The following is a 19,912-nucleotide window of genomic DNA, read 5'->3' as shown; positions in this document are numbered from 1 at the left end:
GAGGAATTTGAGTTTGAAGAAGTTAATGACCCTTGCCCTGATGTTGGTTGCCGTTGCTCCCTCCGCCTGGGCCCAGAAAATCGGTGTTGTGGACATGCGCCTGGTGATGAGCAAGCTGCCTCAGGCCGAATCCATGATGCAGAACCTGGAGACTGAGTTTGCCGAGCGTGTGGCTGCCGTGCGCAAGCTGCAGGAGGAGCTGAAGGCTCTGTCCGAGAAGCAGCAGAAGGATGCCCTGCTGATGACCGACGCTCAGAAAACCGAGCTGAGCCGTCAGATGGAGAGCCTGAACGCCGACTTCAACCGCAAGGGCCGCAACCTGCAGGAAGATATGCAGAAGCGTCAGCAGGAAGAGCAGCAGAAACTGCTGCAGCAGGTACAGCTGGCGATCAACAGCCTGGCTGAGCAGGAGAAGTTCGATGTGATCCTGCAGCGCGGTGCCGCAGTGTACGTAAACAGCGCCGCAGACATCTCCGAGAAAGTGGTTCAAGCTGTAGGTAAAGGCAACTAAGCACTATGGCAAGCAAAACCCTGGTGGAGCTGGCCGAACTGGTCGGCGCCACAGTTCAGGGGGACGGCAGTAAAGTGGTGGCCCGAGTGGCCACCCTTGAAAATGCTGGCCCTGACCAGATCAGTTTTCTGGCAAACAGCAAATATCGTAAACAGTTAGACAACACCGCCGCTGGAGCGGTGATTTTGTCTGCGCAGGATGCGGAAAATTATCCGGGCAATGCCCTGGTGGCCGCCAACCCCTACGTCTGCTTCGCCCGCATCGCCCAGATCCTGGACACTACTCCGGCAGCCGCCGACAGCATCCACCCCTCGGCGGTGGTGGAACCCAGTGCCCAATTGGGTGAAGGGGTTTGCATCGGCGCCAACGCAGTAGTCGAAGCGGAAGCGGTAATCGGTGATGGCGCCCAGATTGGCGCCGGCACCGTGGTGGGCCGAGGTGCCCGTGTGGGCCGCGCCACTCGCCTGTGGGCCAATGTGACCCTGTACCATGGCGTGGTGGTGGGGGAGGAGTGCATCATCCACTCAGGTGCGGTGATCGGTTCAGACGGTTTTGGCTACGCCAACGAGCGTGGTCAATGGATCAAGATTCCCCAGGTCGGTACGGTGATCATCGGTGACCGGGTTGAGATTGGATCCAACACCTCCATAGACCGGGGTGCCATCGATGACACCATCATCGAGGAGGGGGTGATCATCGATAACCTGTGTCAGATCGCCCACAACGACGTCATCGGTGCCCACAGTGCCCTGGCGGGCTGCACCGTGGTTGCGGGCAGCACCAAGATTGGCCGTCACTGCATCATTGGCGGCAACAGCGGTATTGCCGGCCATATCGAGCTGGCCGATGGTGTCCATGTTACCGGGATGTCCCGGGTAACCAAGGGGCTGAACAAGCCCGGTGTTTACTCGTCCGGGTCACCCATTCAGGACAACAAGTCCTGGCGTCGCAACTCGGTGCGCTCGCGCCAGTTGGAAGATATGTATCAGCGCTTACGTCAGCTGGAGAAACAGCTGGCTGAGCCAGAGCAAGATAGTGAATAAGTTTGGAGCCCACCTTGTCTGAGCAAATGAACACCATGGAGGTCAATGAGATCCTCCAGTTTCTGCCACACCGTCACCCCTTTATGCTGGTGGACCGGGTCCTCGATTTCGTTCCCGGTGAGTCTCTGCACGCCCGCAAGAACGTGACCTACAACGAGCCCTTCTTCCCCGGCCACTTCCCGGCTGCACCCATTATGCCCGGTGTGCTGATCCTGGAAGCCCTGGCCCAGGCGTCCGCCATTCTGGCGTTCAAGACCTATGGTAAGGGTGAAAACGAGCTGTACCTGTTCGCCGGCATCGATAATGTGCGTTTCAAGCGCCAGGTGACTCCGGGCGATACCCTGGACCTGCACGTCTACTTCCAGAAAGCCAAGCGTGGCATCGGCTTCTACGCGGCCGAAGCCAAGGTCGACGGTAAGGTTGTCTGCTCCGCAGACTTGATGTGTGCCAAGAGAGAGGCTTGATCCCGTGATCCATTCCCAGGCGGTAATCCACCCCGATGCCAAGATTGGCGATAACGTCACCATAGGTCCGTTCAGCTACATTGGTGCCGACGTCATCATAGGTGATGACACCTGGATCAGCTCCAATGTGGTGATCAAGGGACCCACCACCATCGGCAAGGGCAACAAGTTTTTCCAATTTGCCTCCATCGGTGAGGAGTGTCAGGACAAGAAGTACGCTGGCGAGCCGACCCGCCTGGAGATTGGCGACAACAACGTGTTCCGTGAGTGCTGCACAGTGCATCGCGGCACGGTTCAGGATCAGGGACTGACCAAGATCGGCTCCAACAACCTGTTTATGGCCTACACCCACGTGGCCCACGACTGCATGGTCGGTGACCATGTGATCATGGCCAACAACGCCTCCATCGCCGGACACGTGCAGGTGGGCGATCACGCCATCCTCGGCGGCATGACCGGGGTGCATCAGTTTGTGAAGATTGGTGCTCACGCTTTTACCGCAGGCTGCTCCCTGGTGCTGCAGGATGTGCCCCCCTATGTGATGGCCTCCGGCCAGAGCGCGGTGCCCCGGGGGATCAACAACGAAGGTCTCAAGCGTCGCGGTTTCTCCAAGGAGGCGATCACCGCCATTCGCAAGGCGTACAAGATTCTCTACCGCTCCAGCCTGACCACCGCCGAGGCGATGCCCCAGTTGAGGGAGTTGGCGGACGCGCACCCAGAGGTGGGGATGCTGGCAGATTTTGTCGAGCAATCCAGCCGCGGTATCGTTCGTTGAGGAGCTTGGCTTGAGCCAGTTGACCATAGCTATCGTCGCCGGGGAACTCTCCGGCGATATTTTAGGTGCCGGCCTGATGAAGGCCCTTCGCAAACGCCACCCCGATGCTCAGTTTATTGGCATCGGCGGTCCCCGCATGCAGGAAGTGGGGATGGAGAACCTGGCGGACATGGAGGCCCTGGCGGTGATGGGGCTGGTGGAGGTGCTTGGCAGTCTGCCCCGCCTTCTGAAGATCAAAAAACAGCTGATCAGCACACTGATGGATCGTCGTCCTGACCTCTACATCGGTGTGGATGCGCCGGACTTTAATCTGCGCATCGAAGCGCCGCTGAAGGCCGCTGGCATCCCCACGGTGCATTACGTCAGCCCGTCAGTCTGGGCCTGGCGCCCCAAGCGCATTTTCAAGATCGAGAAGGCCACTAACCTGGTGCTGTCCCTGCTGCCCTTCGAAAAGGCGTTTTACGACCAACATCAGGTGCCCTGCACCTTCGTGGGGCACACCCTGGCGGACGAGATTCCCCTGGTCAGTGACCAGGCGGAGGCCAGAGAGGCCCTGAATCTGCCCCAGGAGGGACAGGTGCTGGCGCTGCTGCCCGGCAGCCGTGGCGGTGAGATGAAGCGTCTGAGCCCCACCTTCCTGGAAACCGCCGCCCAGCTCAAGGCGCGCCATCCACAACTCACCATAGTAGTGCCCCTGGCCAACCAGGCCCGCCGCAGCCAGTTTTACGCCCTAAAGGCGCAACTGGCCCCGGACCTCGAGCTGGTGCTGGTGGACGGTCAGTCCCGTACCGTGATGGCTGCGTCGGACGTCATTCTGCTGGCGTCCGGCACCGCCACCCTGGAAGCGATGCTGGTGAAGCGTCCCATGGTGGTGGCCTACAAGCTGGCTCCCATGACCTACCGCATCGCCAAGCGGATGATGAACATCGACAGATACAGCCTGCCCAACCTGCTGGCAGGCAGGGATCTGGTGCCTGAACTGATTCAGGATGAGTGCACCGCCGACGCCCTGGCCCAGCAGGTCAGTGGTTACCTCGACGGGGACAACAGCGAACTGTTGGCCACCTTCACCCAGATGCACCAGGAGCTGCGCCTGGATGCCTCGGAACAGGCCGCCAAGGCGGTGTTACAGCTGATTGGAGCCGATCATGAGTGAGCTGATTGCCGGTGTGGATGAGGTGGGCCGTGGCCCCCTGGTGGGGGATGTGGTGACCGCCGCGGTGATCCTGGACCCTGCCAATCCCATTGAGGGGTTGCGTGACTCCAAGAAGCTGTCGGAGAAGCGCCGTGAAGCGCTTTTCATTGAGATCCAGGAGAAGGCCCTGGCCTGGCATGTGGGCCGGGCCAGCGTCGAGGAGATCGACCGCCTGAATATTCTCCATGCCACCATGCTGGCGATGCAGCGCGCGGTCGCCGGCCTCACCCTGACCCCCACTCTGGTGCGGGTAGACGGCAACCGTTGTCCTGACTTTGGCGGTTTGGCGGCGGAAGCCCTGGTGAAGGGGGACGACAAGGAGCCTGCCATCAGCGCCGCCTCCATCCTGGCCAAGGTGGTTCGGGACCGGGAGATGAAAGAGTTGGACAAGCTCTATCCGGATTATGGGTTTGCCGGTCACAAGGGTTACCCCACCGCCGCCCATCTTGAGGCCCTGGCCACCCAGGGCGCGACCCCACACCACAGAACCAGCTTTAAACCGGTGCGCCGCGCACTGGGCCTGGAGTAACCCATGGCCGATCCCAAGTTTATCCATCTGAGGGTACACTCCGATTTTTCCATGGTGGATGGCCTGCAGAAGGTGGGCCCCATCCTGGCCAGGGCGGCGGAGCAGCAGATGCCGGCCATCGGCCTGACCGATCAGACCAACCTTTGTGGTCTGGTGAAGTTCTACGGCGGTGCCCATAAGAACGGCATCAAACCGATCATCGGGGCCGACTTCTGGCAGATCTGCCCCGAGTTGGATGAGCTGCAGTGTCGACTGACCGTCATCGCCATGAACAACGAAGGGTATAAGAATCTCACCCTGCTTATCTCCAAGGCTTACCTGAGAGGGCACGTCAACCACAGGCCGGTTCTGGATCGTGACTGGCTGGCGGAGCACGCCGAGGGGTTGATCCTGCTCTCCGGCGGCAAGGATGGCGATGTCGGCCAGTCCCTGACCAAGGGCAACCAGCAGGTGGTGGACCAGCTGACGGCGTTCTATCAGACCCACTTCCCCGACCGTTACTACCTGGAGCTGCTGCGCACAGGGCGCGAAGGGGAGGAGACCTACCTGCACCGGGCGGTGGATTTGGCGGTGGCCGCCGGCCTGCCGGTGGTGGCCACCAACGAGGTGGTGTTCCTCAACCCGGAAGACTTTGATGAACATGAGATTCGGGTGTGTATCCATGACGGCTACACCCTGGATGACGCCCGTCGCCCCAGACTCTACTCCAGGGAGCAGTATTTCCGCACCGAGGCGGAGATGGTAGAGCTGTTCCAGGACATTCCCGAAGCGCTGCAGAACAGCGTGGAGATCGCCAAGCGCTGTAACGTCACCGTTCGCCTGGGCGAGTACTTTCTGCCCGACTTCCCCACCGGGGATCTGAAAATTGAGGATTTCCTGGTCAAGGCCTCGGAAGATGGCCTGGAGGAGCGCCTCGAGTTCCTGTTCCCGGATCCTGCCGAGCGTGCCGAGAAGCGCCCCGAATACGACGATCGCCTCAAAATTGAGCTGGAGGTGATCAACTCCATGGGCTTCCCCGGATACTTCCTCATCGTGATGGAGTTTATCCAGTGGTCCAAGGACAACAATATCCCTGTGGGCCCAGGCCGGGGCTCGGGTGCCGGTTCTCTGGTGGCCTACGCCCTGAAGATTACCGATCTGGACCCCCTGGAGTACGACCTGCTGTTCGAGCGATTCCTCAACCCGGAGCGGGTGTCCATGCCCGATTTCGATGTGGATTTCTGCATGGATCGCCGGGATGAGGTGATCGACCATACCGCCGAGATGTATGGCCGGGACGCGGTGTCGCAGATCATCACCTTCGGTACCATGGCGGCCAAGGCGGTAATTCGCGACGTAGGCCGGGTACTGGGGCACCCCTATGGTTTCGTTGATCGAATCTCCAAGCTGATTCCGCCGGATCCGGGGATGACCCTGGACAAGGCGTTCAAGGAGGAGCCGGCGCTGCCGGAGCTGTACGACCGGGACGAGGAGGTGCAGAACCTCATCGACATCGCCCGCAAGCTCGAAGGGGTGACCCGAAACGCCGGTAAGCACGCAGGGGGGGTGGTGATTGCCCCCACCACCATTACCGACTTTGCGCCGCTTTACTGCGACGACAGCGGCGGTAACCCGGTGACCCAGTTCGACAAGAACGACGTGGAGACCGCTGGTCTGGTGAAGTTCGACTTCCTGGGCCTGAGGACACTGACCATCATCCAGTGGGCACTGGACATGCTGAATCCGGCCCTGGAGGCCAAGGGTGAAGCGCCGGTGCGCATCGAATCGATCCCCCTGGACGATCAGCCCAGCTTCGACATGCTGCAGCGCTCCGAGACTACCGCGGTATTCCAGTTGGAATCCCGCGGGATGAAGGAGCTGATCAGCCGGCTGAAGCCGGATTGCTTCGAAGACATGATCGCCCTGGTGGCCCTGTTCCGTCCGGGGCCGCTGCAATCGGGCATGGTAGACAACTTCATCGACCGTAAGCATGGTCGAGAGGATATCTCCTACCCGGATGCCCAATACCAGCACGAAAGCCTGAAGCCGATTCTCGACCCCACCTACGGCATCATCCTCTACCAGGAGCAGGTGATGCAGATCGCCCAGGTCCTGGCGGGCTACACCCTTGGCGGCGCGGATATGCTGCGCCGGGCCATGGGTAAGAAGAAGCCTGAGGAGATGGCCAAGCAGCGGGGCACCTTCCGTGAGGGAGCGGAGAGCAACGGTGTCGACGGCGAACTGGCGATGAAGATCTTCGACCTGGTGGAGAAGTTCGCCGGTTACGGCTTCAACAAGTCCCACTCCGCCGCCTACGCCCTGGTTTCCTACCAGACCCTGTGGATGAAGAAGCACTTCCCCGCCTACTTTATGGCTGCGGTGATGTCGGCGGATATGGACAACACCGACAAGGTGGTGACCCTGGTGGACGAGTGCAACCGCATGGGGCTGCCTGTGCTGCCGCCGGACGTCAATATGGGTCTGTTCAAGTTCAATGTGAACGAGCAGGAGCAGATCGTCTATGGCATCGGCGCCATCAAGGGTGTCGGTGAAGGCCCGGTGGAGGCGATCCTCGAAGCCCGTGAGGCGGGAGGTGTCTTCCACGACCTGTTTGATTTCTGCAACCGGGTGGATCTCAAGAAGGTCAATAAACGCACCATAGAAAAGCTGATCATGGCGGGGGCCATGGACAACCTGGGCCCCCACAGGGCGGCGATGATGGCCACCCTCGACTCGGCGGCCAAGGCCGCAGGACAGAATGCCCGCAACGTCGCCCAGGGCATGGGCGATCTCTTCGGCGATCTCTGCCCAGAGCCGGGCCAGGCGGACCATGCCTTCGTCAGCGTGCCTCCCTTCCCGGATAAGATCTGGCTGGACGGCGAGCGGGATACCCTGGGCCTCTATCTGACCGGTCACCCCATCAATCAGTATCTTAAGGAGATAAAAGGCTGGACTTCCGGTCGCCTTAAGGATGTGGTGCCCACGGGCCGGGGTAAGTCTACCCGGGTTGCCGGCCTGGTGATTGCCGCCCGCGTGATGATCACCAAACGGGGTTCCAAGATGGGGATCCTCACCCTGGACGATAAAAGCGGCCGCCTGGAGGTGATGCTGTTTGCAGAAGGGGTGGAAAAGTACCAAGATCTGCTGGTAAAGGATAAGATCTTGATCGTTGAGGGAGAGGTCAGCTTTGATGATTTCAGCGGCGGCAATAAAATGTCTGCCAAAGAGGTGCTGGACATCAGTCAGGCCAGAGAGAAGTGGGCCAAGGGCGTCACCCTGGATCTGGACTCACAAGACCTGGATGACACCAAGCTGGACCGAGTCAAAACCCTCTTGGGTGACTTTAAACAGGGCAGTTGCCCAGTACAGATACGATATAACCGACCCGACGCCTGCGGGACCCTGCAATTGGGCCCGAACTGGCAGGTCCGGCCCGATGACGAGTTGCTGCTGCAACTCGAGACGTTGTTCGGGCCGGGCAAAGTGACCATGACTTATTGATGAGTGTCGACAGACACCTTTAGGTGATCAGAGTATGAGCCTGGATTTTTTGGATTTTGAACAGCCCATTGCCGAACTGCAGGCAAAGATTGACGAACTGAAGAACGTCAGCCGCAACAGCAACCTGGATATGGATCTGCAGGATGAGATCAAGCAGCTGGAGGAGAAGCGTGAAGAGCTGATCACCAAGGTGTTTGACGATCTTGGCGCTTGGCAGGTGGCCCAGATGGCCCGCCATCCCCAGCGTCCCTACACCCAGGATTACATCGATCATATCTTTACCGAGTTCGATGAATTGTGCGGCGACCGTGCCTTCGCCGACGATCCGGCCATCATCGGCGGTACCGCACGCCTCGATGGGGTGCCTGTGATGGTGATTGGCCATCAGAAAGGCCGTGACACCAAGGAGAAGGTACGTCGTAACTTCGGCATGCCTCGCCCCGAGGGCTACCGTAAGGCCCTGCGTCTGATGGAGATGGCTGAGCGCTTCAAGATGCCCATCATCACCTTTATCGACACCCCTGGCGCTTACCCGGGGGTCGGTGCGGAAGAGCGTGGCCAGAGTGAAGCCATTGCCCGTAACCTCAAGGTGATGGCTGGCCTTAAGGTGCCGGTGATCTGCACCGTGATTGGTGAAGGCGGTTCCGGCGGTGCCCTGGCCATTGGCGTGGGCGACCGAGTCAACATGCTGCAGTACTCCACCTACTCGGTGATCTCTCCGGAAGGTTGTGCCTCCATCCTGTGGAAGGACGCCGCGGAAGCCCCCAAGGCGGCGGAAGCCATGGGCATCACCGCAGAGCGCCTTAATGAGCTCAAACTGGTGGATACGGTGATCTCCGAGCCCCGTGGCGGTGCCCACCGGGACATGGAAGCGATGGCCGCCTCCCTTAAAGATCAAATTTTGAACGATCTGGGCTTGTTGAAGAAGCTGGATCTGGATACCCTGCTGGAACAACGTTACGACCGATTGATGGAGTACGGTTATTGTCGTTAACCCAGCTTGAGTCCAGCGTTCGGGCCGCCCTGGCGGCCCATCTGGACAATGCCCGCCGCGTGGTCCTGGCCTACAGCGGCGGTATCGATTCGGAGCTGCTGGCCAGCATCCTTGGCCGCCTCCGTCCCGAATTTCCCTCCCGTCCCTTCCTGCTTATTCACGTAAACCATGGCTTATCGGACAATGCCGAGAGCTGGGTGGCCCATTGTCGTCGCCGAGCCGAGCTTTATGGTTTGCCCCTGACGGTGACCAAGGTGTCGGTGGAGCAGGGCCCGAGAGTCAGCCTGGAAGCCGCCGCCCGGGAGGCCCGCTATGCGGCCCTCAACCAGTTGCTGTTGCCCGGCGATCTGTTGCTGACGGCCCAGCACAAAGATGATCAGGCGGAAACCCTGCTGCTCGCCCTCAAGCGGGGCAGCGGCCCCCTGGGCTTGGCAGGGATGCTGGCCTCCCAACCCTTTGCCGGAGCTACCATGTTGCGGCCTCTGTTGGGGCACTCCCGCGCCGAGGTGGAGAGCGCTGCAGCAGAATTGGGACTGGCCCACATCGAAGATGACAGCAACACCGACTTGCGATTCGACCGCAACTTCCTGCGTCATAAGGTTCTGCCCTTGATGAAGGATCGCTGGCCGGGGTTTCATCATGCGGTTCATCGCAGTGCTCAGTTGTGTGGCGAGCAGCAGAGCCTGTGCGATGAACTGGCGAAGGAGGATCTGCGTCAGCATCAGGTTGGCAGCGGCGGCCTGGGGATCAGTGGTCTGGCCGCCCTCAGTGCGCCCCGAAGAAATAATCTGGTAAGGTACTGGTTAAGAAAGCATAATCAATTGATGCCCTCCCAAGTTCAGCTGCAGCAACTGGCGCAGTTCTGGCTGGCCCGGGAGGATGCTCAGCCCACCCTGAAACTGGGTGAGTGCCAGTTGCGTCGTTTCCGTGATGCCCTGTATCTGGTGGGAGAGGCACCTTCGCTGGATGCGGAGCTGGAGATGATGATCCCCAGGGTGCGTCAGCAGATGGCCAACGGCGAACACTGGTGCCTGGAGGAACGCGCCGAGGGCGAGCGGCTCAGGCTGCCTCGAGCCGGAGAGTCGGTACTGGTGCGCTATGATCTTCTGGGGACACGACGGGTTCGTCCCGCCAATCGCAGTGGCTCCAGACCATTGAAGAAAGTGTGGCAGGAGCTAGGAGTGCCCCCCTGGCTGAGAGGCCAGATCCCCATGCTGTTCTTCGGTGACAAGCTGGTGGCCGCCCTGGGCTACTGGCTGGAGCAGGAGGCACTGGAGACCCTGGGACCTGGACTGGTCCCCATTCGTCAGGAGTAGGCCTCACCGCCTCTCCACCAAGCAGACTTTCAGGAGGAGAGGCGATACCCATGGATCACGGCGGTCTGACCCCCATCTTATTACTGGCACTGGTGGCCATTGCCGGACTGGTGATCACCCGGCGGCTGAAGCTGCCGGTGATCCTCGCCTGGCTGATCACCGGGGGCCTGGCGGGCAGCCAGGGGTTCAACTGGTTACAGAGTGACCAGATCGCCCTGGTGGCCGAGATCGGCGTAGTGTTCCTGATGTTTTCCCTGGGGCTGGAGTTCTCCCTGCCTCGCCTGTGGGCCATGCGCGCCCGGGTATTTGGTCTGGGCAGCGCCCAGGTGGCGGTTACCCTGGGGTGCACCTTCGCCCTTGCCTGGGGCATGGGGCTGGATCCGCGGGCGGCCTTTGTCTGTGGCGGTGCCATCGCCCTCTCCTCGACGGCCATTGTGCTCAAGCAGCTAGATGAGCAAGGCTGGATCAACCGCCGTCATGGCGAGCTTTCTGTCAGTGTGTTGCTGTTCCAGGACCTGGCGGTGATCCCTCTGCTGATCATCATCCCCCTCCTGGGCTCCGACAGTGGCGGTGTGGCCCTGGCCATGGAGCTTTCCTGGGCGCTGCTCAAGGGCACCATCGCCTTTGTACTGCTGCTGGGGCTGGGGGGCTACCTTCTGCCAAAGATCTTCGATGAGGTCGCCCGTTCCCGCTCCGATGAACTCTTCCTGTTGACCACCCTGGCGGTGGCCCTGGCCACAGGCTTTGTCACCCTCTCCCTGGGGCTCTCCATGACCCTGGGGGCCTTCCTTGCGGGAATGCTGCTGGGTGAAAGCCAGTATCGCCAGCAATTGGAAGCGGACATCCGCCCCTTTCGCGACCTGTTGATGGGGCTGTTCTTTGTGTCGGTGGGCATGCTGCTGGACCTGTCTCTGCTGTGGGATCAGTTGCCCCTGTTGCTGGGCCTGCTGACGGTGGTGATGCTGGCCAAGGCGATGATCATCTGGATGCTGGCCACCCTTACCGGTGAGAAGACCAAGGACGCCCTGGCCACCGGCATCTGCCTGGCTCAGGTGGGCGAATTCAGCTTCGTGCTGATCGCCCTGGCGATGAAATGGCAGGTGATGGAACAGGGGTTGGCCAACCTGCTGGTGGCCACCGGGGTGATCTCCATGGCGCTGACGCCTTTCATGGTGGATAACTGTCTGGTGCTGGCCAAGCGGGTGCTGGGACAGAGGGAGCAGCTGTTTGGTGAGGAGCCGGAAGCCCCTGAACTGGCTACCCAGGATCATGTGGTGCTGCTGGGCTACGGCCGGGTGGGGCAGACCATCGCACGCTTCCTCAAGCGGGAGAAGATGCCATTCGTGGCGGTGGACCTCGACCCGATCCGGGTGCGTGAGTCCAGGACCGCCGGTGAGCCTGTGGTGTTTGGTGATGGCCGACGCCAGGATATTCTCAAGGAGGTGGGACTGCACCGGGCCAGGCTGGTGGTGGTTACCTTCGACAATCGCCGCGACATCTTCAACCTGCTGGATTGCATCAAGCTGATGGCCCCCCATATCCGCACCCTGGTGCGTACCCGGGATGATGCCACCCTCGAAGCCCTGGAGCTGGCGGGGGCCGACCAGGTGATCCCTGAGAGCCTGGAGGGCAGCCTGATGCTGGTGTCCCAGGTGCTGTATCAGTTGGGGGTGCCTCTGCCCCGTATTCTGCTGCGCATCGAGCGGGAGCGGCGCGACCGCTATCGCATGCTCCATGGATTCTTCGGTGGCACCGATCCTGTGCAGGGGCGGGAGCTGCTGCATGCGGTAACCCTGTCAGACAACGCCTGGGCGGTGGGCCACTTCGTGGTGGAGTTACCGCTGAATCACTGGCGGGTGCAACTGGATGGCCTCAAGCGGGAGGGGGTGGCCCTGGAGTTTGTCCCCACTACCCGCCTGCAGCGGGGTGATGTGCTGCTGCTGATGGGGACGCCTCATCAGGTGGAGCTGGCGGAGCGGGCGCTGCTGGAGGGGCCTTAAACTCCTCCAGCTCAAAGAAGATCTTCAATTGCTGCTGCTGGGCGCTGGCATCCCGGTAACCCAACTCCATCAACTCCTGGCAGTACTCAGACTCGAACATCAGGTAGCTCAGCAGGCTCGATTCCCGGTTCTCATCCACCCCCATCAGCTTCAGCAGGGTACGGGCGCCCCTGGGCAGGCGACGATAGTGCTTCAGGGCGATGGCATCCAGGTTTTCCGACGGCTTGATGGTCAGGGTCTCCACGGTGCGCAGTGGCTGCATCACCCGGCGCTCCGGGGGGATTAGCGCCAGGGAGGCGTTGATCCGCGCCACCCGTTCCAGATCCGAACTCAGGGCATCGGAAAACACCGCGTCCAGCAGGTGACCGGTGATGCGGCCGCTGTTGGGGGGATGGGGCACGGGGTGTTTGTCCGTCGGGCTCTCCAGGTTGATGATGAAGATCCGCTCCGCGCCCAGGTGAATGGGGGCACTTAAGGGGGAGAGCTGGTGGATGGCGCCATCGCCAAAGTGCTCGCCATCGATGGCCACCGACGGGAACACCAGAGGGATGGCCGAGGAGGCCATCAGGTGATCCAGAGTCAGTTGAGCCACCTGACCCCGGCGGCGGAACCTCTGCCAGGGGGCCAGGTTCTGCTGCCCCTGATAGAAGTTGATGCAGCAGGGGTGGGCGTAGCTGGACGCGGCCACGGTCAGGGCTTTCAGGTGGCCGGTATCGATGTGGCGTTGCAGCTTTTCAAGGGGCAGGACCCGGTCAAGCAGGACTCGCAGGGGCTGATTGTTCAACAGGCTGGGAGGCAACTGGGGGTCTTTGCGGCGCCACACCTGACGCAACAGGTGCCTGGAGGCGGGCCAGAGGTCTGCGTGGTATACCTGCTGACTGCGGAAGTTTCGCCAGATCCACTCGAGCTTCCTGACCCCCTTGTGAAAAGAGCCCGCGTGACACCCCAGGGTTGCCGCATTGATGGCGCCCGCCGAGGTGCCGCAGAGAATGGGGAAGGGCAGGCCGTGGTTTCTCGGGTAGAAGCTGGCGATCGCCTTAAGCACCCCTACCTGATAGGCGGCCCGGCTGCCTCCTCCGCTGAGTTGCAGGGCCCGGTTCTGTGTCTGTTGCGACGGCCTCATGGAGCCTTGGCCTCCCTTAAGGTGGTGGAGTGTGATAATCCACAGAGAATCATTGATTTACATTATGATGCAGTGAGTTAAGTATAGTTCACGGTATAACCGCATTGATACAAACTTAAGTGTAGGTATAATTTGCGCCATTCTTTACCTTCCGACGGTCAGAGCTGTATCGCCGGATGAGGGGTCTGCAGACCCAGAGGAGGCCTGATACATGGCGCGAAAAACCAAGGCAGAGGCGGAGAAGACCCGCCAGCAACTGCTGGATTCGGCGATGAAGCTGTTCTGTGAAAACGGGGTGGCCAAAACCACCCTGGCGCAGATTGCCGCCGACGCCGAGATGACCCGGGGGGCGATCTATTGGCACTTCGAAGACAAGGCCGATCTGCTGCATGCCCTGTTTGAACGCTCTATTACTCCCGAAGCGGAGCGGTTGTGGCACTCCATGACCGAGGAGGGGGCCGATCCCCTGAATTGTCTGCTCCAGGCCAGCCACACGTTCTGGCTGGAGCTGAACACCGAGTCGATTCTCAAACAGGTGATGATGCTCTATCGCCAGGCGGAGCAGGTGCCGGAGCTTGCGGAAAAGCTCGACGAGATGCACTGCCAGGAAGATTCCCATATGTATCAGGCGCTGAAGATGGCCTCTGAGCAGGGGGCTTTGCACCCGGATATGTCCATCGAAGCCGCCTTTACCCTGTTCCATACCCTGCACGGTGGCATGGTGCAGCTGGTGTGCGGTGCGCGCAAGTGTACCGTCGAGCTGGATAAGGAGAAGATCTTCCGCGAGCTGATTCAGGGGGTGGAGCGGGCAGTCAGTGCTCCGGAGCGATTGAAATAAAAAAAGGGTTGGCAATGCCAACCCTTTTTTGTGCTTGAGGCTGTTAGCCCTGAAGCTTGGCCTGAACCGCTTCGAGAACGGCGCCCATGGCTACATCTTCTTTGCTGCCGTCGGCCCGGCTCTTCAGTTCCAGGTTGCCGGCGTCGATGCCGCGCTCACCAATCACTACTGAGTAGGGGATGCCCATCAGCTCGGCGTCGGCGAACATCACACCAGGGCGCTCCTTACGGTCATCGAACAGCACGTCGATGCCTGCCGCAGTCAGCTCTTCGTACAGCTTCTCTGCGGTTTCCTGAACCCGGTGTGACTTGTGCATGTTCATCGGCACGATCACCACCTGGAAGGGGGCGATGGCCGCGGGCCAGATGATGCCTCTGTCGTCATGGTTCTGCTCAATGGCTGCGGCGACGATGCGGGAGACGCCCACGCCATAGCAGCCCATGATCAGCGGACGGGCCTTGCCCTGCTCATCCAGCACGGTGGCTTTCATGGACTCGGAGTACTTGGTACCCAGCTGGAAGATGTGACCCACTTCGATGCCCCGGGCAATCTTCAGCACGCCCTGGCCACAGGGGCTGTTATCACCCTCTACCACGTTACGCAGGTCCTCGATACGGGGCAGGGCGACATCGCGCTCCCAGTTGATGCCGAAGTGGTGCTTGCCGTCGATATTGGCGCCAGCACCGAAGTCGTTCAGGGTGGCCACGGAGCGATCGATGATCAGGGGCAGCTTCAGATCCACGGGACCCAGGGAGCCAGGACCGGCACCGATGGCATCGCGGATCTCCTCTTCGGTGGCAAACTGCAGCGGGGTGGCCACTTCAGGCAGCTTCTCCGCTTTGACTTCGTTCAGCTCATGATCGCCGCGAACCATCAGTGCCACCAGTTTGGCATCGCACTCGTCGCTGGCGTGCACGATCAGGGTCTTAACGGTCTTGTCGATGGCCAGGTCAAACTGCTCCACCAACTGTTCGATGGTCTTGGCATCCGGGGTGTCCACCAGGGTCATCTCCTGGCCGGGCTCACCACGTTCACCCAGAGGCAGGGCTTCCGCCTTTTCGATGTTGGCGGCGTAGTCACTCTCGGTGGAGAAGACCACGGCATCCTCACCGCTCTGGGCCAGAACCTGGAATTCGTGGCTGTGGCTGCCACCGATGGCTCCTGTGTCCGCCAGTACTGGACGGAACTCCAGCCCCATGCGTTCCAGAATGCGGCAGTAGGCCTGATACATCGCCTGGTAGGTTTCGTCCATGGTCTCCTGGTCCAGATGGAAGGAGTAGGCATCCTTCATCAGGAACTCACGGGAGCGCATCACACCGAAGCGTGGACGGACTTCATCGCGGAACTTGGTCTGAATCTGGTAGAGGTTCAGAGGCAGCTGCTTGTAGGACTTCACGGCATCGCGAACGATATCGGTGATCACCTCTTCGTGAGTGGGGCCCAGGACGAAATCGCGCTGATGGCGGTCCTTGATGCGCAGCAGCTCGGGACCCATGTCGTCCCAACGGCCGGTCTCCTGCCAGAGGTCCGCGGGCTGAACCATGGGCATCAGGGTTTCCACGGCACCGGCGCGGTTCATCTCTTCGCGCACGATGTTTTCAACTTTCTTGAGCACTTTCAGGCCAGTAGGCAGCCAGGTGTAGAGCCCGGAAGCCAGTTTGCGGATCATGCCGGCGCGCAACATCAGCTGATGGCTGATCACTTCAGCATCAGAGGGGGTCTCTCTCAGGGTGGAGACCAGGTAACGACTGGTTCTCATCGATAATGTCCGTAAAAATAAAGAGGCCGATAGTCTATCAGTCCTGAGCCCCAGGTGTCACTCGGGCTGCGCTTTGAGAGCAACTCTGGGATACTTAAAGAGCCGGATCATCAGGCTGATGTAATATATTGATGATTATTGGTTGTTTCGTATGGAATAATTGTTAAAGGATCTCAGGCCCGACGGAGTGGCAATGAAGAGTGAACGGTGGGGTATCACCAGTCTGGTGCTGGTCGGGGTACTGTCGATGACCTGGTTGGCGTTTCGCCTTTACCAGACAGAGCAGTACACCCTGGAGAGGGAGTTCGATCACTACGCCAGTAATCAGGCCAGACAGATAAAGTGGCGCATCGATTCCTCGCTGTCGGTGCTCAATTACCTCTCTACCCTGTATCAGGGCAGCACCAACGTCACCGCCGACGAGTTTGAGATGGTGGCCGATGGCATCCTCGCCCGGCAGCGGGAGATCAAGGCGCTGGAGTGGGTGCCGCGGGTGGCCCACAAGGAGCGCGAGCAGATGGAACTGGCGATGCGCGACCGCTTTCCCGATTTCAGCTTCACCGAATCCTCCCTAGGCCAGCGGGTGGTGGCCGAGCGCCGCAATGAATACTTCCCCGTCTATTATCTTCGCCCTTTCAGTGGTAACGAGTCGCGCCTGGGGATGGATCTCAGTCAGGATCCTCAACTGATGGGCGTGCTGACCCAGGCGATGGGAGCCGGTGAGTTGCTGCTGTCTCCCATGGCCATGGATGTCTCCTATGGCAAGGTGGTGATGGCGGTGGTGCCCATCTATCACAGCCTGCCTCTGACCGATGCCAGCCGCAGCAAACTGCTTAAGGGCTACCTGCTGGGGGTGTTCCAGGTGGAGGAGCTGCTGCATGATCTGGTCCTGGACGGGGAGCGTGCCAACATTGAGTTTCAGATCTGGGACACCACAGGCGACACACGTCGCCAGCTGATGGGGGCGCCACCGCATCCGGTGTCGGTCGGGGATCGCACTCAGAGCTTTGTGTTCGACGGGCTGGCGGGGCGTCGCTGGGAGCTGGTGGCCATGGCCAACGGCGAGTTCTTTGCGGCCAAACGCAGCCTGGCGCCCTATGTGGTGGGGCTGGGCGGCTCCATGGCAATGCTGGCCGTGGGTGGCATGCTGTGGCAGATGCGCCGCAGAAACCATGAAGTGGAAGCCCTGGTCCGGGCTCGTACCGAAGAGCTGAACCGGGTAAACCAGCAACTGACCCGACAGAGTCTCACTGACGGTCTGACTCAGGTGGCCAATCGCCGCCAGTTTGATACCTGGCTCAGCCAGGAGTGGGAGAGTGCCCGCCGTACCGGCAAGCCGGTAACCCTGTTTGTCATCGACGTGGATCTGTTCAAGAACTACAACGATCGTTATGGCCACCTGGCCGGGGACAGGGTGCTGAAGAAGATCGCCCGCATGCTCTCCAGTCAGCTTAATCGGCCCCGAGACCTGCTGGCCCGCTATGGCGGTGAGGAGTTTGCCGCCGTGTTGCCTGAAACCGGGCGTAAGGCGGTGAAGTTTGCCGACAGCCTCAGAGCCATGGTGGAGGCCCTGGGGATTCCCCATGAGGGGTCGGACATCTGTGGCTATGTCACCATCAGCATCGGGGTGGCCACCGTGGTGCCTGAGGTGGACCAGACTCCGGAGCAGTTCTTCGAGCTGGCGGACAAGGCACTGTATAAGGCCAAGAGCCAGGGGCGCAACCAGGTGGCCTATCACAACCAGGAGCGCGGAGACCTGAGTCTGGGCTAATCTGCGCGAGGCAGGGTTTCCGGAGTGTGGTCAGGGATCCCGGCGGTCGCCGATGATGCGGGCCGGGTTGCCCGCCACCTTGGTATAGGGGGGGACATCCCGGGTGACCACCGCCCCCATACCGACCACAGCGTGATCGCCAATGGTAACGCCGTCGACGATGCTGGCCCTGGCGCCGACCCACACATCCTTGCCTATGGTGACCCCTTTGGAGCTGACCCCCTGCTGGTAGAGGGGACGATCCAGCTCCATGCCGTGGTTAAAGGCATAGATGCTGACGTTATTGGCCAGGCGGCTCTGATCGCCGATGGTCAGGCCCGCCCGTCCACCATCCAGGCTGCAGCCGTGGTTGATGCTTACCTCGTTTCCCAGGGTAATGGGACCATGAAGGAAGCTGCCGGTGGCCAGCATGCAGCGGTCACCGATCTTCACCTCTCTGCCGGGTTCGGCGAAGATGGCACACTCTTCAGCGAGAAAGCACTCCTGGCCAAAGCTGACGCTCTCCATCGATTCCAGTTCCTGTTGCAGGGCTTGTTGCCAGGGACGGGCCCACTCGAGGTGTTTGGGCTTGAGGCGGTAGTAGAGCCAGGGCATCCAGTTCAGGCGCCGCTTGTGTTGCTCCCGGTAACGCTCGCTCATGAACTCTCCACTGGGACCACATCCACCACCAGGTTGCGACCCCCTTTTACCTGCCAGCGCAGATCAAACTGATGCAACTGGACACCATAGATGCGCTCCCCCTCCTCCCTCTTGTACCCGGGACGGGGATCCTGGGCCAGCACTTGAGAGGCCAGTTCAGTAAAGCCGGGACAGAGCGCTTCGGCCCTTGTCAGGGCTGCGCTGCCCTGAGGGCTGGCCTCCATGGTCATGGAGGGGGGCGCCTCCTGGGCGAAGCCTCCCGATGCGTCAGGCAAGGCATCGGAGTAGGGAATATAGGGCTTGATGTCGTAGATGGGGGTGCCATCCAGCAGATCAATCCCCTCTACCTCTATGTAGTGTTGCCCCTTGTGCTGGCCGATACCTTTCAGTTTTACCGCTGACAACCCCAGGCCATTGGGCCTGAAGGTGGCCCGGGTGGCGAACACCCCGACCCGGGTGTTGCCGCCCAGTCTGGGAGGTCTAACCGTCGGCTTCCACCCTTGAGCCAGGTTCTCGTGGAAGGCGAAGATCAGCCAAAGAGTATCGAACTGCTCCAGCCCTCTGAGCAGATCGGGGTTGTTGCACTCCCCCTGCAGCTCCAGCCGACCGACGGCTGCGGGCACCAGTCGCGGTTGGCGGGGAATGGCAAATTTCTGCTTATAGGGGGAGCGGCAGATGGCGACAGGTTCAATCTCAATCTTCATGTTGTTGCAAAGCCTGGCCGTAGCAGGTGATGGCGGAGAGACAGTGGTCATCAGCGGGCAGTGACACACATCGGCTTACCCAGAGGGCATTGCCCCCCAGCTCTGCCGTTTTGCGGCGCAGTTGGGTTCTGGCATCCGCAGGGCTGGCGGCGGGGTCCGCCTGTCGCTGTTGGCAGCTGGTGGCTTCCAGCCAACCGAGGTCTTTACCCGGGGGCGGTGTCTCGCCCAGATGCAGGGCAACCTGACCTGCTTTGAAATAGTCTCGGGTAGCCTCGGAGTCCAAGTTGCTGTTGAACTCGAAGTTGGCACTGCAGCCACCAAGTAACAGGAGTGTGGCGATGATGGAGTGTCTCATGGGGGATCTCTTTGGCACTTTTATCGCTTTAGTGTAACACAGCGTATATGTGGCCTGAGAAAGTAAGAGGCGGCCTCGGGGCGAAATATAATACCCACTTATAACTCTTCTTCGGCCAGATTGATTTCGATGCTGGTGTAAATTTGACCAGATTGTTGTCCTAGTTGTTCGGACGAGATGACAAAGAAGGGCCGCCGGAGTTCGGCAGCATTAACCTATGAGTTATTGGATAGGTTAAAGGGCCCGGAGCATATACCTCCTGTTATAGAGACCGGGAGTTAACATTTGGTTACTTCGAAATCGCCCCAGCCTTAAAAAGAGTGTAGAAATACCCATGGCATGAGCTCTGTCGGCTCGGCTGGTGTTGGGTCATGCTCAACAATGGCTCACAAAAATGCTGAATTGAAAGGGTCATT

General features: G+C 60.4%; 17 protein-coding genes. 12 read left to right on the top strand and 5 right to left on the bottom strand.

Annotation, left to right across the window (positions count from 1 at the left end; translation table 11 throughout):
• The first annotated feature begins 25 nt into the window (after positions 1-25).
• Genes ACN0RV_RS04830 through ACN0RV_RS04785 form a run of 10 tightly spaced genes read left to right on the top strand, consistent with a single transcriptional unit; the run spans position 26 to position 12,307 of the window.
• Positions 26-511 carry an OmpH family outer membrane protein gene (locus ACN0RV_RS04830; RefSeq protein ID WP_417346286.1) on the top strand — a complete coding sequence of 162 codons (486 nt, stop codon included), beginning with the start codon at positions 26-28 and terminating at the stop codon, positions 509-511.
• 5 nt (positions 512-516) lie between these two features.
• Positions 517-1,554, top strand: coding sequence for a UDP-3-O-(3-hydroxymyristoyl)glucosamine N-acyltransferase (gene lpxD, locus ACN0RV_RS04825; protein ID WP_417346077.1), 1,038 nt, complete (start codon positions 517-519; stop codon positions 1,552-1,554).
• Positions 1,555-1,580: 26 nt separating this feature from the next.
• Positions 1,581-2,018 (top strand): 3-hydroxyacyl-ACP dehydratase FabZ, encoded by a 438-nt coding sequence (gene fabZ / locus ACN0RV_RS04820; protein WP_407644142.1) that lies wholly within the window; start codon positions 1,581-1,583, stop codon positions 2,016-2,018.
• A 4-nt stretch (positions 2,019-2,022) separates the two neighbouring features.
• Complete coding sequence (gene lpxA / locus ACN0RV_RS04815; RefSeq protein WP_417346075.1) at positions 2,023-2,793, top strand: acyl-ACP--UDP-N-acetylglucosamine O-acyltransferase; 771 nt, start codon at positions 2,023-2,025, stop codon at positions 2,791-2,793.
• Between the two features lie 10 nt (positions 2,794-2,803).
• A complete protein-coding gene (gene lpxB / locus ACN0RV_RS04810; RefSeq protein WP_417346073.1) occupies positions 2,804-3,949 on the top strand; it encodes a lipid-A-disaccharide synthase in 1,146 nt (381 codons plus the stop codon).
• Positions 3,942-4,517 carry a ribonuclease HII gene (rnhB, locus tag ACN0RV_RS04805; RefSeq protein WP_417346071.1) on the top strand — a complete coding sequence of 192 codons (576 nt, stop codon included), beginning with the start codon at positions 3,942-3,944 and terminating at the stop codon, positions 4,515-4,517. Before lpxB ends, rnhB begins: the two co-directional genes overlap by 8 nt.
• A 3-nt stretch (positions 4,518-4,520) precedes the next feature.
• Positions 4,521-7,997, top strand: a complete 3,477-nt coding sequence (dnaE, locus tag ACN0RV_RS04800) for a DNA polymerase III subunit alpha (protein WP_417346069.1) — start codon at positions 4,521-4,523, stop codon at positions 7,995-7,997.
• 34 nt (positions 7,998-8,031) lie between these two features.
• A complete protein-coding gene (accA, locus tag ACN0RV_RS04795; RefSeq protein WP_417346068.1) occupies positions 8,032-8,991 on the top strand; it encodes an acetyl-CoA carboxylase carboxyl transferase subunit alpha in 960 nt (319 codons plus the stop codon).
• Complete coding sequence (tilS, locus tag ACN0RV_RS04790; protein WP_417346065.1) at positions 8,982-10,307, top strand: tRNA lysidine(34) synthetase TilS; 1,326 nt, start codon at positions 8,982-8,984, stop codon at positions 10,305-10,307. The genes accA and tilS overlap by 10 nt, the downstream gene beginning before the upstream one ends.
• 50 nt (positions 10,308-10,357) lie before the next feature.
• Complete coding sequence (locus ACN0RV_RS04785) at positions 10,358-12,307, top strand: cation:proton antiporter (RefSeq protein ID WP_417346064.1); 1,950 nt, start codon at positions 10,358-10,360, stop codon at positions 12,305-12,307.
• Here the strand turns inward: ACN0RV_RS04785 and ACN0RV_RS04780 are convergent.
• A complete protein-coding gene (locus ACN0RV_RS04780; protein ID WP_417346062.1) occupies positions 12,216-13,430 on the bottom strand; it encodes a patatin-like phospholipase family protein in 1,215 nt (404 codons plus the stop codon). The genes ACN0RV_RS04785 and ACN0RV_RS04780 overlap by 92 nt on opposite strands.
• Positions 13,431-13,641: 211 nt before the next feature.
• On the opposite strand from ACN0RV_RS04780, the gene ACN0RV_RS04775 reads away from it, so the two are divergent.
• Positions 13,642-14,268: a TetR family transcriptional regulator gene (locus ACN0RV_RS04775; RefSeq protein ID WP_417346060.1), complete on the top strand. Its 627-nt coding sequence runs from the start codon at positions 13,642-13,644 to the stop codon at positions 14,266-14,268.
• A gap of 43 nt (positions 14,269-14,311) precedes the next feature.
• On the opposite strand, the gene ACN0RV_RS04770 is transcribed toward ACN0RV_RS04775, so the two are convergent.
• Complete coding sequence (locus ACN0RV_RS04770; protein WP_417346059.1) at positions 14,312-16,027, bottom strand: proline--tRNA ligase; 1,716 nt, start codon at positions 16,025-16,027, stop codon at positions 14,312-14,314.
• Between the two features lie 193 nt (positions 16,028-16,220).
• On the opposite strand from ACN0RV_RS04770, the gene ACN0RV_RS04765 reads away from it, so the two are divergent.
• Positions 16,221-17,798, top strand: coding sequence for a diguanylate cyclase (locus ACN0RV_RS04765; RefSeq protein WP_417346058.1), 1,578 nt, complete (start codon positions 16,221-16,223; stop codon positions 17,796-17,798).
• A gap of 30 nt (positions 17,799-17,828) precedes the next feature.
• On the opposite strand, the gene ACN0RV_RS04760 is transcribed toward ACN0RV_RS04765, so the two are convergent.
• From ACN0RV_RS04760 to rcsF, 3 genes are read right to left on the bottom strand one after another with little or no spacing between them, the layout of a single operon-like run.
• Positions 17,829-18,437, bottom strand: coding sequence for an acyltransferase (locus ACN0RV_RS04760; protein WP_417346056.1), 609 nt, complete (start codon positions 18,435-18,437; stop codon positions 17,829-17,831).
• Positions 18,434-19,141 carry a tRNA (N6-threonylcarbamoyladenosine(37)-N6)-methyltransferase TrmO gene (gene tsaA, locus ACN0RV_RS04755; RefSeq protein WP_417346055.1) on the bottom strand — a complete coding sequence of 236 codons (708 nt, stop codon included), beginning with the start codon at positions 19,139-19,141 and terminating at the stop codon, positions 18,434-18,436. The genes ACN0RV_RS04760 and tsaA overlap by 4 nt, the downstream gene beginning before the upstream one ends.
• Positions 19,131-19,496 (bottom strand): Rcs stress response system protein RcsF, encoded by a 366-nt coding sequence (rcsF, locus tag ACN0RV_RS04750; RefSeq protein ID WP_417346053.1) that lies wholly within the window; start codon positions 19,494-19,496, stop codon positions 19,131-19,133. Before rcsF ends, tsaA begins: the two co-directional genes overlap by 11 nt.
• Between the last annotated feature and the right edge of the window lie 416 nt (positions 19,497-19,912).

It is taken from the genome of Ferrimonas sp. (genome assembly GCF_048263965.1).
Classification (GTDB): domain Bacteria; phylum Pseudomonadota; class Gammaproteobacteria; order Enterobacterales; family Shewanellaceae; genus Ferrimonas.
This window is presented reverse-complemented; position numbering and strand designations above follow the sequence as displayed.